Below are 15,384 nucleotides of genomic sequence, written 5' to 3' on the forward strand. Positions count from 1 at the left end.
GTCGTGGGGGACCTTGGAGTGATCGACATGGAGTTATTGAGCGTCATCCGACGCTGGCGATATCGGCAGGAGTTTTCGATCCGGGAGATTGCGCGACGCACGGGGCTGTCGCGCAATACGGTGCGCAAATACCTGCGCTCGGACAGCGTGGAGCCGGGGTTCGCCACGCCCGATCGACCGAGCCGGCTCGATCCGTTCGCCGACAAGCTGGCGCACATGCTGCGTCAGGAGGCCGCAAAATCGCGCAAGCAGAAGCGGACGGTCAAGCAGTTGCACGCGGATCTGGTCGCCCTCGGCTACGACGGCTCCTACAATCGCGTGGCGGCGTTCGCGCGCGAGTGGAAGGCGGCGCGGCATCGGGAGCAGCAGACCTGCGGGCGCGGCGCGTTCGTGCCGCTGACGTTTCTGCCCGGCGAGGCGTTCCAGTTCGACTGGTCGGAGGATTGGGCGATCATCGCGGGCGAGCGGACGAAGTTGCAGGTCGCCCAGTTCAAGCTCTCCTACAGCCGTGCGTTCTTCCTTCGCGCCTACCCGCAGCAGACGCATGAGATGCTCTTCGACGCCCACAACCACGCCTTCCGCGTGCTGGGCGGCGTGCCCCGGCGAGGCGTCTACGACAACATGCGCACCGCGATCGACAAGATCGGGCGTGGCAAAGAACGCCAGGTCAACGCCCGCTTCGCCGCGATGGTCAGCCACTTCCTGTTCGAGGCCGCATTCTGCAATCCGGCCTCCGGCTGGGAAAAGGGGCAAATCGAGAAGAACGTTCAGGATGCTCGTCATCGCCTCTGGCAGCCAATCCCGAGCTTTCCGTCGCTGGCGGCGCTCAACGACTGGCTGGAGGCGCGATGCCGCGAGCTGTGGGCCGAGATTCCGCACAGCGCGCAGCCGGGGACGATCGCGGAGGCTTGGCGCGAGGAGGTTCCGCAACTGATGCAGCCTCCGCGGCCATTCGACGGCTTCGTCGAACACACCAAGCGGGTCACGCCGACGTGCCTGATCCATCTGGACCGCAATCGCTACAGCGTGCCGGCTTCATTCGCCAATCGCCCCGTCAGCGTGCGGGTCTACCCTGAGCGCGTCGTCGTCGCCGCCGAGGGGCAGATCGTGTGCGAGCACGCCCGCGTCTTCGCCCGGTCGCATGACGACAAGAGCGTGACGGTCTACGACTGGCGGCATTATCTCTCCGTCATCCAGCGCAAGCCGGGCGCGCTGCGCAATGGCGCGCCCTTCGCGGAACTGCCGGTCGCCTTACGGACGCTGCAACAGCGCATGCTCGAGAAGCCGGGAGGCGACCGTGAGATGGTCGAGATTTTGGCTCTGGTCCTACAGCACGACGAGCAGGCCGTGCTGACCGCCGTCCAATTGGCGCTGGAGGCCGGCGCGCCGACCAAGACGCACATCTTGAACCTGTTGCATCGCTTGGTGGACGGCAAGCCGGTCGACGCGCCGCCCGTGAAACCGCCCAACGCGCTGACGCTCACCACCGAGCCGCAGGCCAATGTCGAGCGTTACGACGCGCTGCGCAAGGGTCGGGAGGCGCGCCATGCGTCATAATCCCGCCGCCGGCGCCATCGTCATCATGCTGCGCAGTCTCAAAATGCACGGCATGGCGCAAGCCGTCAGCGAGCTGACCGAGCAAGGCTCCCCGGCCTTCGAGGCCGCGCTGCCGATCCTGTCGCAACTCTTGAAGGCGGAAACCGCCGACCGGGAGGTGAGATCGATCGCCTACCAGCTCAAGTCCGCGCGGTTCCCGAACTATCGCGATCTCGCCGGCTTCGACTTCGCCAGCAGTGAGGTCAACGAGGCGCTCGCGCGCCAGCTTCATCGCTGCGAGTTCCTCGAGGATGCGCATAACGCCGTCCTGGTCGGGGGACCTGGCACGGGCAAGACGCATCTGGCGACAGCGATCGGCGTCCAGGCGATCGAGCATCACAGAAAGCGTGTGCGGTTCTTCTCCACCGTCGAGCTCGTAAACGCGCTCGAAGCCGAAAAGCACCAAGGCAAGTCGGGCCAAGTCGCGGCGCGGCTCGTTCATTCCGATCTCGTCATCCTCGATGAGCTCGGCTACCTGCCGTTCAGCGGCTCCGGCGGGGCGTTGCTGTTCCATCTGCTGAGCAAGCTCTACGAGCGAACCAGCGTCATCATCACGACGAATCTGAGCTTCGGCGAATGGGCCGCCGTCTTCGGGGACGCCAAGATGACGACGGCTCTGCTCGATCGCCTCACTCACCGCTGCCATATCCTCGAAACTGGAAACGACAGCTTCCGGTTCAAGGACAGCTCGGCGAAGGCGGACAAACCTGCAAAGGAAAAGACCAAAACTTGACGACCGACTGAGCCGCAAGCCATCTTCAACCCGGGTCACTTCTCAATGGAAATCCCGGGTCAAATCTCGACGGAAATCTACAGTGCGGGGTTCGGCGGGCTGTGAAGAGGCTTTCAAACGCTCTTGAAGGCCGAGCGGGAGGCTATCGACGCGGACTTCGTAGCGGACCCCAGACTTTCCGCCCCGGCCCGTGACCGTGCGGACGATAAGAGCAGCGCCGCGCCAAGTCGTCGCCTTCCCGCTGGCGATGCGAGAGACGGCGATTTCCAAGGTCCGCTCGGTTTTCCCGGCCGCGCCCGCAATCGCAGATATGGGAACAAACTCGTTCATGCGGCGCCCGGCTCGCGCTGTAGTGCCGCCGCGACGACGATTTCGCGAAGTGAGTGCGAAACCTTGCCATTTCGCTGGCCACGTAGGGCTTTCTCGACGGATTGCCGCGTGACACGATTGGCGATACACCACGCGTTGAGCGTCGTGCCCTGCGCAACAAAGCCCGCCCGGACCATCAGGTAAAGATCATCCGACGGCGGGACAACTAGGGTTAGGGTGCGTCTGATTTGGTGCATAATTTAAAATATGCACCTAAACGAGTGGCTGTCAATGACCGATGCTAAGACCGACGACACGATTGCGGCTCTCAGAGAAGCACTCCGCCGCCGTTCGATTAAACTCACGACGCTTGCCGAAAAAATCGAGGTTCCGTATCGGTCGCTTCAGAATTACTTAAATAAAAATGACATGCCACTTTGGGTTTACGAAAAAATATGTCGTTATGCCAGCATCGACCCCACGTATCCAATAAACAATGGTCGCTCGTTAATTAACAGAAATGCCATAGCGGGGGCGTTGATAGACGTATTTGGGCAGGAACTACCATCGCTGTCAAACGATAGCGACAGTCTCTCTGTTATTTCTGCCCCCGCAAAAGATCGATCAAAGGCCGATTTGCGTCGCGATGCGTCGGCTTTTGCTGTGCTCTTGTCGGGGCATTATGATCTTAACATCGAGCGAGAGTTGAGCGAGCCGATCGACGAAAGCAAGGACTGACTTTCGGCAAAACTTTCGGCAATCGAGGAAATCACGCTTAGACTTTCGGCAATCATAGAAACGAAAACATGCGCGTTCTCAATGAGATGGCGGCCGCACGCGACCTTCAAGAACTTTCGGCAATTAGTTCGGCAATCGCAGGTGACTTATCTGTTTGAAATTACGCGGATTTCAGAAATGGATTTCCAAATAGCGATGTCTGTCGCGCTCAAATAGCGATGGTCGCTCCACTTCGGCGTTCGACAGAAAGTTACTCGCGATACCGCCCTTGCGGAACGCACCGAGAACGCCTATCCTCCCGTTCATGATTTGTTTATGAACCCGCGGCATCATGCTCGGGTTCGGTCGTGGCGCGACGCGGGCGGGCGGCGCCGGGGGGCTTCCATGCTGACCAAGAAACAGAGCGATCTGCTGCGCTTCATCCATGAGCGCCTGAAGGAGACCGGCGTGCCGCCCTCCTTCGACGAGATGAAGGACGCGCTCGATCTGCGCTCCAAATCCGGCATTCACAGGCTCATTCTCGCGCTCGAGGAGCGCGGCTTCATTCGCCGGCTGCCCAATCGCGCCCGTGCGCTCGAGGTGCTGCGCCTCCCTGAATCGGCGACGCCCCGCGTCGCCGCGCGCGGCGGCAAATTCTCGCCCTCGGTCATTGAAGGCGCGCTCGGCCGCGTGCGCCCCGTGCCGGCCGGCGAGCCGGAGTCCGATCAGCAAGTGGCGATTCCGGTCATGGGCCGCATCGCCGCCGGCACGCCCATTTCTGCTCTGCAGAATCGCAGCCACACCATCAGCCTGCCGCCGGATATGCTCGGCGGCGGCGAGCATTTCGCGCTCGAGGTGCGCGGCGATTCGATGATCGAGGCCGGCATTCTCGACGGCGACGTCGTCGTGGTGAAGAAGCAGGACAGCGCCGACACCGGCGATATCGTCGTCGCCCTCATCGACGAGGAGGAGGCGACATTGAAGCGCCTGCGCAAGCGCGGCGCCTCCATAGCGCTCGAGGCCGCCAATCCGGCCTATGAGACGCGCATTTTCGGGCCGGATCGCGTCCGCATCCAGGGCCGTCTGGTCAGCCTTCTGCGCAAATACTGAGAGCCTCGCGCCGCCACGATCTCGCCGCCCTTTGCCGCCATGGTCCGGCCTCGCGCGCTTTTGGCGCGCGGGCCTTTTCGCGTAGCGGCTGAGCGATTAAGGCATGTTGTTTCGTGTCGCGCCCTCGCCGAGGGCGCGCGCTGCGTCGCCAGCGGCCCGCGGCCGCCCCGCTTTTTTTCATGGACGATGGAATGTCGCACTCGACCGGCCCGATGCGCGAAATCGAAGGATCGAAGCCCTTGGGCCAAAGCCGCCGCCTGTCTCTCCCGCGCCTCCCGCGCCGCTGGCTGATCGCTCTTTGCGCCGTCGCCGCAGTGGCGATCGGCGCGGCCCTCGCGCCCTGGACCTTCTCGACCAATGCTTTGCTCGAGGAGATTTCCGGCCAGCTCAACGCCTCCTCCGGCCTGTTCATCGCCGCCAAGGGCCGCTCGACCTTCTCGCTGCTGCCGCGCCCGCACATCACCATAGACAGCATCGCCTTCGCCGATCCCACCGCGGCGCTGACCATCGAGGCGGACAGGCTGCACGGCAATGTGCTGCTGTTGCCCTTGCTCGCCGGCCGCCTGGAAATCGCCGATATCGAGCTCATCCGCCCATCGATAGAGGTCGATCTCGATCGCAAGCCGATGAGCGCCTCCGGCGCCGCCGTGCGCGCCGCGGCGGCGCGGCCCTCGACGCCGGCGGCCGAAAAGGCCGACCGCGCCCGGCTCGGCGGCGTCTCCATCGTCTCCGGCGTCGCAAGGCTCAAATATTCGGGCGGCGAGGAGACTTTGCAGGACATTGACGCGACGCTCGACTGGCGCACCGTCGGCTCGCCGGCGACGCTCGACGCCGCCTTCTCCTGGGGCGGCGAGCGGCCGCGCGCCATGCTCTGGGTGCTGAAGCCCGGCGCGTTGCTGCGCGGCGAGCAGACGCCGGTCACGGTGCGGCTCGATTCGGACAGCGTGCGGCTGGAGGCGGAAGGCTTCGGCCAGCTCGGCGCCAAGCCGCGCTATATGGGCCGCATCACCGCCTCCTCGCCCTCGCTGCGCCATGCGCTCGGCCTCGCCAAGGTGAGCGCGCCGCTGCCCGGCCCCTTCGAGAATGTGCAGCTCTCCGCCAAGGCCAGCGTCGGCCTGCGCGATTTTCAGCTCACCGATGTCAAGCTCTCGGCCGACGACAATGAGTTCGAGGGCACGTTCGCGCTGCGTCACGAGGGCGAAAAGCCCATCGTCCACGCGACTCTCGCCAGCAATTTCGTGTCGCTGAAGCCGATAATCGCCGATCTGCCGGCGCTCTCTGGCGCCGACGGCCAATGGAGCCGCGACGCTTTCGTCCTGCCGAATATTCAGGACGCCGATGTCGATCTGCGCCTTTCTGCGACGCGCGCCCGCATTTTGCGGCTGAACCTCGAGGACGCCGCTCTGTCGCTGCTGCTGCGCGGCGGCCGGCTCGAGCTCGCGCTCGCGGAGGCGCAGGCCTATAAGGGGACGGTGAAGGGCCGCGCCACTTTCGCCGCCAATGCGGCGGGCGCGCTGGAATTCCACGGCAATGCGCAGCTAACCGGCGTCGACGCCGGCGCGCTCGCCTGGGACCTCGCCGCGCGGCCCGATCTCGGCGGCGCGCTGGACGCCAATTTCACGCTCGACGCCACTGGCGACAGCGTCGCGCAGATCACGCGCGATCTCGACGGACGCGCCAGCCTCACGCTGAGCGAGGGCGAGGTCGGCGGCATAGATCTCGAGCGCGCGCTGCGCCGCGTCGACAAGCGGCCCTTGTCGAGCGCGATGGATATTCGCTCTGGCCATTCGCTGGTGGATCGCGCGAGCGCGACCATCAAGATCGTCAAGGGAACGGCCAATATCGAGGACGGGCAGGCGCATGGGCCGGGCTTCGCGCTGGCCTTCGCCGGGCAAACGCGCATTCCCGAGCGCAGCCTCGCGATGAAGGCGCAGGCCAATGAGGCCGACGCCGCCGGCAAGCCGCGCGAGAAGGGCGTGCAGATCGGCTTCGATCTCTCCGGCCCCTGGGACGATCCCGTCTTCGCGCCGGACGCCGCCGCGCTGATCAAGCGCTCCGGCGCCGCCGCGCCGCTGCTGCCGCGCGTGGAGCCGGAGACGGGCGCGACGAAGGAGCGGTGAGGTTTTCCCCTAGCCTCTCTCTTTTCCGATCACCCTATCGAGCTTCACGAGATCGAGCGCCAGCGTCGGCGTTTCCACCGGCAGCCGCATGAAGCCACGATGTTGGTAGAAGGCCTCCGCCGCCGGCGAGATCGCATGCACGACAAGGAGCCGCGCGGATACTTCGCGCGCGGCGCGCAGCGAGCGTGAAACCGCGTCGTGAAGCAGCGCTCTGCCGACGCCGCGTCCCTGCCAGCGCGCGTCGATGGCGAGGCGCCCGAGGATCACCGAAGGAATATGTCGCGGCATGTTTCGCCGCATGGAGCCGAGCGCTTCCCGATCGAGAATCTGGCCCATGCTCAGCGCGTAGAAGCCGACGACCTGTGGCGAGCCGGCGGCGCAGAGCACATAGGTCTTGCTCGCGCCGGCCTCCATATTGGCGAGGGCGCGCCTCACCAGCCATTCGTCCAGAACCGCTTCGCTGCAGCGAAAATCCGCGAGCTCGTGGCTCTCGCTCAGCGGCGCGGGCGGCTCGAGAGACGCTCGCGCTTCAGCCATTCCGCCAGGGGGCTCTGCTCGCGGCGAGCCGCTTCATGCCCGCGTCTTCTTCCGCGGAAGCCGGGGCGTCCATCCAATCGAGAATTTTTCGAAAGGCCCGACGGTCCGCCGCGATAGTCGTCTGATCGAGCAGGACATTCTTGGCCGCGTTCAAGGCGGAGGCGAGCATGAATTGCGAGCGATTGGTTCCCGTCAATTCGGCCGCCTGGTCGATGAGCGAGCGGTCCTGCTCGCGAGCGCGCAGGTGAATATTGACTTCGGCGAGCGGCGGCGAGGGTTTCATGTGATCGAAGATGGCGTCGTGTGTTTATAATGTCAACATCCGCGCGCCTCACCCGGGGCAGATCGGGCGAACGAGAAGTAATGATTGAAGAGGCGCATCACCTCCCCCTCGAGGGGGGAGGTCGAGCGCCGTAGGCGCTCGGGAGGGGGTGAAACCCCGAGTCTTCGCCGTGAACCCCACCCCGTCCGGCTATCGCCGGCCGACCCTCCCCCTGAAGGGGAGGGTGAGCGCGCCTCTTTCGGCATTCACCCGATCGCCGTTGCCTCATCCCGCCCCGCCGCCCTTGGCGCGCCCGCGTGTGAGCAGCGCCGATAGGCCGAGCGCGATGGCGACGAAGCCGAGCAGCAGCGTCGAGATGGCGTTGACCTCCGGCGAGACGCCGAGCCGCACTTGCGAGTAGATGCGCATCGGCAAGGTGGTGGCGCCGGGGCCGGTGGTGAAGCTCGCGATCACGAGATCGTCGAGCGAGATGATGAAGGCGAGGAGATAGGCGCTGACGACGGAGGGCGCGATCAGCGGCAGAGTGACGAGCGCGAAAGCGCGAACCGGCGTCGCGCCGAGATCCATTGCCGCCTCCTCCAGCGTGCGGTCGCAGCCTTTCAGCGCGGCGTGGATCATCACTGTCGCGAAGCACATCGTAAAAGATGCATGCGCCAGCACCAGCGTGAAGAATCCGCGCTCGACGCCGAAGGCGACGAAGACCAGCAGCAGGCCGAGGCCGAGCACCACTTCCGGCATCACCAGCGGCGCATAGATGGAGCCTGCGAAGAGCGTGCGCGAGCGGAAGCCGCCGAAACGCGCCAGCGCCAGCGCGGCCAGCAATCCGTTGAGCGTCGCGATCAGCGCCGAGAGCGCCGCGGCGGCGAGGCTGATCTCGGCTGCGCGCAACATCTGCTCGTCATGGAGCAGGGCGGCGTACCATTTGGTCGAGAAGCCGCCCCACACCGTCACCAGCCGCGAGGCGTTGAAGCTCATCGTCGCCAATATGACGATCGGCCCATAGAGAAAGCCGAAGCCGAGAAGGAGCGCGGCGAGGCGCAGAAGACGCGCGCCGCTCATCGCGCGCCCTCGCGCAATTGCGCGCGCTCATAGAGAAGAATGGGAATGAGCAGCAGAGCCAGCAGCGCCACTGCCGCGGCGGAGGCCGCCGGCCAATCGCGATTGGCGAAGAAATCATTCCAGAGCGTGTGGCCGATCATCAGAGTGTCGGAGCCGCCGAGAAGATCGGGAATGACGAATTCCCCGACCGAGGGAATGAAGACGAGCAGCGCGCCGGCGACGATTCCGCGGCGCGACAGCGGCAGAGTGACGGTCGTGAAGACTTGCCATGGCGTCGCGCCGAGATCGGCGGCGGCTTCGCGCAGCGACGCGTCTTGCCCCTCGATCGCCGCATAGAGCGGCAGCAGCATGAAGGGCAGATAGGAATAGACGATGCCGACGACCACCGCGCCGCTGGTCGCGAACATCGGGACCGGCGCGTCGATGAGGCCGAGCGCCATCAATGCATGATTGATGATCCCTTCGTCCTTCAGCAGCGTGATCCAGGCGTAGACACGGATCAGAAAGCTCGTCCAGAAAGGCGCGACGGCGAAGCCGATGAGAATGGTGCGCCAGCCGCGCGGCGCGCGCGCTATGGCGAGCGCGAAAGGATAGGCGATGAGAAGGCAGATCAGCGTCGCGGCGCCGGCGATGGTCAGCGAGGAGAGATAGGAGTCGAGATAGAGCGAATCCTCGGCGAGGCCGCGATAGGCGTCGAGGCCGAGCTGCGAGAGCTTCTCGAAAAAGCCGGCGACGTTCGCGCCGTCGAAGACGGGCTCATAGGGCGGCCGCGTCTGCGCAGGATGCGACAGCGAGATTTTGACGATCAGCGCGAAGGGCGCGAGGAAGAACAGCGCGATCCAGGCGTAGGGCGCGGCGATGACCAGCATCTCCCCGCGCGTGAGCCTGCGTCTTTTGCCGCCCTCCGGCATCACTCGCTCGCGAAAATGCGCCCGGCCTCGGGCGCGATGGAGATGCGCGCCGCATCGCCGACGCTGAATGACGCGCCGCTGTTCGCGCCGCGCGAGACCCGCAAGGCCTCGCCGCCTGAGAGGCGCAGACGAAGATGCGTCGTCTCGCCGCGAAAGGCGACGTCCTCCACCACGCCGTCCAAGATCTCGCCGTCCAAGCCTGCGCTCGCCTCGGTCGCCGGCGCGATGGCGATGCGCTCCGGCCGCACGGCGAGCACGGCTTTCGCGCCTTGCGAGAGACCGCCGCCTTCCGCCGGCAGGCGGCCGAAGGGGCCGACGAAGGCGCCATTCTCGATGCGCCCCTCGAGGAAATTCATCTGGCCGATGAAGCCGGCGACGAAGCGCGTCGCGGGGCGCTCATAGACCTCTGTCGGCGCGCCGATCTGCTCTATGCGGCCGGCGCGCATCACGGCGATGCGATCGGCCATCGCCAGCGCCTCGTCTTGATCATGTGTGACGACGACGAAGCTCGTCTTCAGCCGGCGTTGGATTTCCTTGATCTGAAATTGCGTCTCCTCGCGCAATTGTCGATCGAGCGCGCCCAAGGGCTCGTCGAGCAGCAGCAGCCGCGGGCCGGGCGCGAGGGCTCTGGCGAGCGCGACGCGCTGGCGCTGGCCGCCGGAGAGGCGGTCGGGCCTTCGTGTCTCGACGCCCTCGAGCCGCACGATCTGCAAGAGCTCGGCGACGCGGGCGGCGATCTCCGCTCTGCCCTTGCCCAGGCGGCGCAGGCCGAAGGCGATGTTCTCGAACACGGAGAGATGCGGAAACAGCGCGTAGGATTGGAACATGAGATTGACCGGGCGCCGATGCGGCGGCGCGCCGCGCATATCGGCGCCGCCGATCTCGATGCGGCCGGCGTCCAATGTCTCGAAGCCGGCGACGAGGCGCATCAGCGTGGTCTTGCCGCAGCCGGAGGGGCCGAGCAGAGCGAAGAATTCGCCGGCGCCGACCTCGAGCGACACGTCCTCGAGCGCCGCGATCGCGCCGAAGCGCTTGGACGCGCCTTTGATCGAGAGTAGCGGCGCGTCGGTCATTTCGCTCCCGTCCTGCGATCATGGCGTCGCGAGCCTTCCGGCTCGCCGATTGCCGTCAGCCGTCCCGGCGGAAGGCCGCGCGCCAATGGCGGACCATGGCGTTCGTCGCGGAAATATCCTCGAGCGCCTCGCAACGCAAGCCGCCCACGGCGAGGGCTTCCATGCGGCTCGGCGGCAGCGGCCAGGGCGGGCCGCCCACCTCTTGGCCCTCGTCGCGGGCGCGGGCGATGACGAGCAGCAATCCGCCCGGCGCGACCAGGCCGGCGAGCGCCTGCGCCGCCGCATCCAGCAGCGTGTCGGGCAGGGCTTGCAGCGTGTAGCATTCATGGACGATATCGAAGCCGCCGCGCCATTCCTGAGGCGTGGCGAAGAGATCGGCGGCGCGATAATCGACGGCGCTCTGCGGAAAGCGGCGCCTCGCCCAGGCGACGGCCTGCTCCACGAGATCGAAAGCGGTGACGCGCGCGCCGGCGGCGGCGAGCGCCTCGGCGTTGTCGCCGAGACCGCAGCCGATATCGAGCGCGCGCAACCCGTCGAGGCGCCGGGTCGCGAGCCAGTCAGCGAGCAGCGGATGCGGCGCGAGATGCGCCCATGGCACGCCGGCGGCGTCGCCCTCGGCGAGGCGATAAACGGCCTCGAACCAATCCTTGCGCTGTGGATCGGCCGCGACGCCGCCGGGCGTCTTATGCGGGTCGATCTCGTCGAGACGGGCGCGCGCGGCGGAGCGGCGCGCGAAAAACTCCTCGGTCACGCCTGCTTCTCCCATTTGCCTTCCTCGCTCTGGCGCCAATAGGAGAGCGTGTGGCCTTCCGTCTTCAGCTGCCGCCATTGCGCGCGCGCGGCCTGCACCGCGGCCTCGTCATTGCCGTCGAACATGAGTATGGCGCGCGCTTCCGGCGCGCTCGCAGTGTCGGCGAGCACGGGGGAAAGCTCCGCATTTTCCACGAAGAAGCGGACATGGGCGCGATTGGGATTGTCGCGGCCGATGGTGAGGAAGATCGGCTGCGTCTCGGGATCGTCGTCCTTGGCCGTGCCATGCGGCAGAAAGCTCTCTCCCGCATAGGACCAGAGCAGATCGTCGAGCGCCTCCAGCCGCCGTGCGCTGGTCGCCTGCACCACGACGCGCCAGTCGCGCGCCAGCGACAGCTCGAGCAGCCTGGGCAGAGCGCTCTCCAGCGGGAGGCGCTGGAGATGGTAGAACCAGACGTCCGTCATGGCGTGAGCTTCCATGCTTCGCGCGTCGAGGGGCTATGGGGTTTCACACGTCGCGAGACACGATGGCCGTCATGGCCGGGCTTGTCCCGGCCATCCACGCCAAGCAGCTGAGAAACCGAAGGAAAGCGCCCGCGATCGACGGATTTAGTCCACGGCCGGCGTCGTCGGAGCTTCGGCGTCCCGACAAACTTTATAGACGCCTCGGCGTCCTGGCGTGGATGGCCGGGACGAGCCCGGCCATGACGCCGCGAGTGCGAGCAGGATGGCGCATTCGACGGCGCTCGAGGGGGAAGCTCCGCTGCTGGGGTCCTCGTGCTGCCGCCCATCATTCCAACTCGCATCTTATCGGCACATGGTCGGAGGGCTTCGCGCCGGCGCGTAGATCCTTGTCGATGGTCACGCTCTGCAAGCGGTCGGCGGCTTGCGGCGAGAGCAGAAGATGGTCGATGCGAATGCCATTGTTCTTCTGCCAGGCGCCGGCCTGATAATCCCAGAATGTGTAGAGGCCGGCGGCGTCGGTGGAGGCGCGCAGCGCCTCCGTATAGCCGAGGTTCAGCAGCTCCTGGAATTTGGCGCGCGTCTGCGGCAGGAACAGCGCGTCGCCGGCCCAGGCCTTGGGGTCGTGGACGTCGCCGACCGCGGGAATGACATTGTAGTCGCCGGCCAGAACCACAGGCTCCTCCAGCGCCAGAAGGCTCGCCGCATGGGCGATGAGGCAGTCCATGAAGGCGAGCTTATATGTGTATTTCTCCGTGTCCGGCGGATTGCCATTGGGCAGATAGATGCTGGCGACGCGCAGGGCGCCATGATCGGTGGAGACCACGGCCTCTATGTAGCGGGCCTGCGGATCATGCTCGAATTTCGGCAGGCCGCGCACCACCTCTATCGGCGTCTTGGAGAGAATGGCGACGCCGTTGAAGGTCTTCTGCCCATGCGTCTCGACATTATAGCCGAGGTCCTCGATCTCGGCGCGCGGGAAGGCCTTGTCCTCGCATTTGATCTCTTGCAGGCACAGCACGTCCGGCGCGACTTCGCGCAGATAGGCGGTGAGCGGCTCCAGCCGCTGGCGGACGGAATTGACGTTCCAAGTGGCGATGCGCAAGGCGGGCTCCCGGTCATGGACCGGACCTCGTCATAGCGCGCGCGCCGATGGAATGAAATGTTTCGCTCCAATTGTCGTCACAGGTCGGGGCTATATGCTCGCCTCGAGCCCGGAGCCCCCGAATGTTCGTGAAATCTCGCGTCACCACCGTCGTCTTCGATGTCGGCAATGTGCTGGTCGATTGGAATCCCCGCTATCTCTATCGCAAGCTCTTCGACGATTCGCAGGCGATGGAGCGCTTCCTCGGCGAGGTCTGCACCTCGGATTGGAATCTGGAATTGGATCGCGGGCGGCCTTTCGCCGAGGCGGTGGCCGAGCGCGTCGCGCTCTATCCCGATCTCGCCGATCTCATTCGCGCCTATGATGCGCGCTGGAGCGAGATGATCGCCGGGCCGATCGCGGGGACGGTGGCGCTGCTGGAGCGGCTCGCCGCGCGCGGGACGCCGCTCTATGCGCTCACCAATTTCTCCGATGAGAAATATGTGGAGACGGTCCCGCGCTTCGATTTTTTCCAGCGCTTCGCGGGCGTCGTCGTTTCCGGCCGTGTAGGGCTGCTGAAGCCCGACGCCGCCATCTATCGGCTGCTGCTCGAGAGCTATGGGCTCAATCCGGCGGCCTGCATTTTCATCGATGATTCGGCGGCCAATGTGGAAGGCGCGCGCGCTGTGGGAATGCATGCGACGCGCTTCGAGAGCCCGGAGCAGGTCGAGCGCGATTTGCAGGAGCTGGCGCTGCTGTGAGCGGCGCGCTCAGCGACCGATAGCGGCCGAGATTTCCGCGATGATTTGCTCGGCGGCGGCGCGTGGGGCGGGCGCCTGCGTCACCGGGCGGCCGACGACGAGATGGTCCGCTCCGGCGGCGATGGCCTCGCCCGGCGTCATCACCCTCTTCTGATCGCCGAGCGCGGCCCCCGCGGGGCGCACGCCGGGCGTCACCAGCGCCATTTTCGGTCCGACGAGCGCGCGCATCGGCGCCACTTCCTGCGGCGACAGGATCAGCCCGTCGATCCCCGCATTCTTCGCCTGAGTCGCGCGTCGCGAAACCAGCTCGGCGACGCCGACGGAATAGCCGGCCTCGGCGAGATCGGAATCGTCATAGGAGGTCATCACCGTGACGGCGAGCAGCCGCAGGCCGCCGTCGCCTGCGCCCTGGCGGGCGGCGCGCATCGTCTGCGGAAAGCCGTGAATGGTGAGAAAATCCGCGCCGAGCCGGGCGATCTGCCGCGTCGCGCGCTCCACCGTCTGGCCGATGTCGTGCAGCTTCAGATCGACGAAGACCTTCTTGCCCTTCGCCTTCAGCTCCCCGACCAGCGGCAGGCCGCCGCCATAGGCCAGCTCCATGCCGATCTTGTAGAAGGAGACCGAATCGCCGAGCCGCGCGACCAGCGCGCGCGCCGTTTCCACACCGTCGACGTCCAGCGCGACGATCAGCCGATCGCGTGCGATGTCTGCGTTCGTGCCCATGCTCGCGCTCCTCTGGAAGAAGTCAGGACGGCGGCGTCAGCCATTTGCTCATGAGCACGCGCGGCGCGACCTCATAGCCGAGGCGCTCATAGAAGGAGACGACGCCGGTATTGGTCTCCCGCACGAGCAGCTGCGCTTTGACGACGCCGCGCTGGCGCAGCCAGTCCTCCGCGGCTTTCGCCATCTCGCGTCCGAACCCGACGCCGCGCGAATCGGGATGCGATGCGAGATAATAGAGCCAGCCGCGATGGCCGTCGTGACCGACCATGACGGCGCCGCCGATGCGGCCCACGCCATCCACCCCGACCAGCACATCCGAGCACGATCCGGCCTTGGCGAAGCGGAAATCCGCGGCCGGATCATTATAGCTGACCACGAGGCCGCAAGCGCGCCACAGCGCGACGACGGCCACTTCGTCCTCGAGAGCGGCGCTGCGAATCGCCAGACTCATGGGATCCTCTCGCGCCGCCGTCGCCCGCGGAACGTCGTCAGCCGGCCCGGCGGCTGTAGCGCCACACACGCGCCGGCGGAATATTCGCCCAGACCTGCGAGCCCACGGCCGTGAAGGCGGAGCCGTTCGGATGGCGCTTCAGCGGCATGGGCGAGAACAGGCCATAGGTGAACTGAATGATGATGCCGCCCGGCGCCATCATCTCGAAGCCCTGATCGAGCAGGCGCAACCGGTCCGATTCGGGCTGGTTGAGCAGCGGCAGGCTGGAGACGATGGTGGAGATCGGCCCTTCGACCTTGCCGGCGAGCGTCTGCTTCAGCGAATAGGCGTCGCCCTGCACAACCTCGACGCCGGGAAAGCGCTGGCGCAGGAGATCGCAGAACGCGGTCTCATATTCGACCAGCAGCAGGCGCGAGGCGGGAACCCCATGCTCCAGCAGCGCCTGCGTGACCGGGCCGGTGCCCGGTCCGAGCTCGACGATCGGCCCCTCGCGGGAAAGATCGACATAGCTCGCCATGGCGCGGGCGAGCATAGGCCCCGAGGGCGAGACGGCGCCGACGCCGCGAGGATTTTCCATCCAAGACCGCAGAAAGCGCGCATTATCGGCGAGAGCGGATTTCAGTGGCTCGATATTCAGTGACACGCTGAGACAGCCTCTCGATCGTTCCAAACGCGCGCGAACATGTATGAGGTCGCACGCCCGGT

Annotated in this window: 17 protein-coding genes; 6 read left to right on the forward strand and 11 right to left on the reverse strand. The window is 66.0% G+C overall.

Annotated features, from left to right (window positions below; translation table 11 throughout):
* Positions 1–27: 27 nt before the first annotated feature.
* From istA to K369_RS05920, 5 genes are all read left to right on the forward strand, one after another.
* On the forward strand, positions 28–1,557 hold the full coding sequence (gene istA / locus K369_RS05900; protein WP_156967678.1) for an IS21 family transposase: 1,530 nt from the start codon (positions 28–30) through the stop codon (positions 1,555–1,557).
* Positions 1,547–2,329 carry an IS21-like element helper ATPase IstB gene (gene istB, locus K369_RS05905; RefSeq protein WP_036286363.1) on the forward strand — a complete coding sequence of 261 codons (783 nt, stop codon included), beginning with the start codon at positions 1,547–1,549 and terminating at the stop codon, positions 2,327–2,329. The genes istA and istB overlap by 11 nt, the downstream gene beginning before the upstream one ends.
* Positions 2,330–2,929: 600 nt before the next feature.
* Positions 2,930–3,376, forward strand: coding sequence for a helix-turn-helix domain-containing protein (locus K369_RS26230; protein ID WP_156967754.1), 447 nt, complete (start codon positions 2,930–2,932; stop codon positions 3,374–3,376).
* A 384-nt stretch (positions 3,377–3,760) separates the two neighbouring features.
* Entirely contained in the window at positions 3,761–4,465 is a 705-nt protein-coding gene (gene lexA, locus K369_RS05915) for a transcriptional repressor LexA (protein WP_018264383.1), read from the forward strand.
* A 239-nt stretch (positions 4,466–4,704) separates the two neighbouring features.
* Complete coding sequence (locus K369_RS05920) at positions 4,705–6,585, forward strand: AsmA family protein (protein ID WP_245278114.1); 1,881 nt, start codon at positions 4,705–4,707, stop codon at positions 6,583–6,585.
* 9 nt (positions 6,586–6,594) lie between these two features.
* Here the strand turns inward: K369_RS05920 and K369_RS05925 are convergent, their stop codons facing one another.
* The 8 genes from K369_RS05925 to xth all read right to left on the reverse strand — a co-directional run bounded on the left by K369_RS05925 (position 6,595) and on the right by xth (position 12,765).
* Positions 6,595–7,122 (reverse strand): GNAT family N-acetyltransferase, encoded by a 528-nt coding sequence (locus K369_RS05925; protein ID WP_051949097.1) that lies wholly within the window; start codon positions 7,120–7,122, stop codon positions 6,595–6,597.
* Positions 7,115–7,405, reverse strand: coding sequence for a DUF1778 domain-containing protein (locus K369_RS05930; RefSeq protein ID WP_036289174.1), 291 nt, complete (start codon positions 7,403–7,405; stop codon positions 7,115–7,117). Before K369_RS05930 ends, K369_RS05925 begins: the two co-directional genes overlap by 8 nt.
* Positions 7,406–7,669: 264 nt before the next feature.
* Positions 7,670–8,464, reverse strand: coding sequence for an ABC transporter permease subunit (locus K369_RS05935; protein ID WP_036289176.1), 795 nt, complete (start codon positions 8,462–8,464; stop codon positions 7,670–7,672).
* Positions 8,461–9,375, reverse strand: coding sequence for an ABC transporter permease (locus K369_RS05940; protein WP_036289178.1), 915 nt, complete (start codon positions 9,373–9,375; stop codon positions 8,461–8,463). The genes K369_RS05935 and K369_RS05940 overlap by 4 nt, the downstream gene beginning before the upstream one ends.
* A complete protein-coding gene (locus K369_RS05945) occupies positions 9,375–10,448 on the reverse strand; it encodes an ABC transporter ATP-binding protein (protein WP_036289180.1) in 1,074 nt (357 codons plus the stop codon). The genes K369_RS05940 and K369_RS05945 overlap by 1 nt, the downstream gene beginning before the upstream one ends.
* Positions 10,449–10,503: 55 nt before the next feature.
* On the reverse strand, positions 10,504–11,214 hold the full coding sequence (locus K369_RS05950) for a bifunctional 2-polyprenyl-6-hydroxyphenol methylase/3-demethylubiquinol 3-O-methyltransferase UbiG (RefSeq protein ID WP_036289183.1): 711 nt from the start codon (positions 11,212–11,214) through the stop codon (positions 10,504–10,506).
* Positions 11,196–11,663 carry a DNA polymerase III subunit chi gene (locus K369_RS05955; RefSeq protein ID WP_036289184.1) on the reverse strand — a complete coding sequence of 156 codons (468 nt, stop codon included), beginning with the start codon at positions 11,661–11,663 and terminating at the stop codon, positions 11,196–11,198. The genes K369_RS05950 and K369_RS05955 overlap by 19 nt, the downstream gene beginning before the upstream one ends.
* Positions 11,664–11,988: 325 nt before the next feature.
* Entirely contained in the window at positions 11,989–12,765 is a 777-nt protein-coding gene (gene xth, locus K369_RS05960; RefSeq protein WP_036289185.1) for an exodeoxyribonuclease III, read from the reverse strand.
* Positions 12,766–12,887: 122 nt separating this feature from the next.
* Between xth and K369_RS05965 the strand changes: the two genes are divergently transcribed.
* Positions 12,888–13,505 carry an HAD family phosphatase gene (locus tag K369_RS05965; RefSeq protein ID WP_036289186.1) on the forward strand — a complete coding sequence of 206 codons (618 nt, stop codon included), beginning with the start codon at positions 12,888–12,890 and terminating at the stop codon, positions 13,503–13,505.
* Positions 13,506–13,514: 9 nt separating this feature from the next.
* Here the strand turns inward: K369_RS05965 and pyrF are convergent, their stop codons facing one another.
* From pyrF to K369_RS05980, 3 genes are read right to left on the reverse strand one after another with little or no spacing between them, the layout of a single operon-like run.
* On the reverse strand, positions 13,515–14,228 hold the full coding sequence (gene pyrF, locus K369_RS05970; RefSeq protein WP_036289187.1) for an orotidine-5'-phosphate decarboxylase: 714 nt from the start codon (positions 14,226–14,228) through the stop codon (positions 13,515–13,517).
* 22 nt (positions 14,229–14,250) lie between these two features.
* Positions 14,251–14,679 (reverse strand): GNAT family acetyltransferase, encoded by a 429-nt coding sequence (locus K369_RS05975; RefSeq protein ID WP_036289189.1) that lies wholly within the window; start codon positions 14,677–14,679, stop codon positions 14,251–14,253.
* A 37-nt stretch (positions 14,680–14,716) separates the two neighbouring features.
* A complete protein-coding gene (locus K369_RS05980; RefSeq protein WP_036289191.1) occupies positions 14,717–15,322 on the reverse strand; it encodes a class I SAM-dependent methyltransferase in 606 nt (201 codons plus the stop codon).
* Positions 15,323–15,384: the final 62 nt, after the last annotated feature.

The sequence above is a fragment of the Methylosinus sp. PW1 genome, from assembly GCF_000745215.1.
In the GTDB taxonomy this organism is placed as follows: Bacteria; Pseudomonadota; Alphaproteobacteria; order Rhizobiales; family Beijerinckiaceae; genus Methylosinus.

Bases quoted from the DNA above. Each gene is read 5' to 3' on its own strand.
- istA (WP_156967678.1), top strand. From the start codon at position 28: ATGGAGTTATTGAGCGTCATCCGACGCTGGCGATATCGGCAGGAGTTT.
- istB (WP_036286363.1), top strand. From the start codon at position 1,547: ATGCGTCATAATCCCGCCGCCGGCGCCATCGTCATCATGCTGCGCAGT.
- K369_RS26230 (WP_156967754.1), top strand. From the start codon at position 2,930: ATGACCGATGCTAAGACCGACGACACGATTGCGGCTCTCAGAGAAGCA.
- lexA (WP_018264383.1), top strand. From the start codon at position 3,761: ATGCTGACCAAGAAACAGAGCGATCTGCTGCGCTTCATCCATGAGCGC.
- K369_RS05925 (WP_051949097.1), bottom strand. From the start codon at position 7,122: ATGGCTGAAGCGCGAGCGTCTCTCGAGCCGCCCGCGCCGCTGAGCGAG.
- K369_RS05930 (WP_036289174.1), bottom strand. From the start codon at position 7,405: ATGAAACCCTCGCCGCCGCTCGCCGAAGTCAATATTCACCTGCGCGCT.
- K369_RS05935 (WP_036289176.1), bottom strand. From the start codon at position 8,464: ATGAGCGGCGCGCGTCTTCTGCGCCTCGCCGCGCTCCTTCTCGGCTTC.
- K369_RS05940 (WP_036289178.1), bottom strand. From the start codon at position 9,375: ATGCCGGAGGGCGGCAAAAGACGCAGGCTCACGCGCGGGGAGATGCTG.
- K369_RS05945 (WP_036289180.1), bottom strand. From the start codon at position 10,448: ATGACCGACGCGCCGCTACTCTCGATCAAAGGCGCGTCCAAGCGCTTC.
- K369_RS05950 (WP_036289183.1), bottom strand. From the start codon at position 11,214: ATGGGAGAAGCAGGCGTGACCGAGGAGTTTTTCGCGCGCCGCTCCGCC.
- K369_RS05955 (WP_036289184.1), bottom strand. From the start codon at position 11,663: ATGACGGACGTCTGGTTCTACCATCTCCAGCGCCTCCCGCTGGAGAGC.
- K369_RS05965 (WP_036289186.1), top strand. From the start codon at position 12,888: ATGTTCGTGAAATCTCGCGTCACCACCGTCGTCTTCGATGTCGGCAAT.
- pyrF (WP_036289187.1), bottom strand. From the start codon at position 14,228: ATGGGCACGAACGCAGACATCGCACGCGATCGGCTGATCGTCGCGCTG.
- K369_RS05975 (WP_036289189.1), bottom strand. From the start codon at position 14,679: ATGAGTCTGGCGATTCGCAGCGCCGCTCTCGAGGACGAAGTGGCCGTC.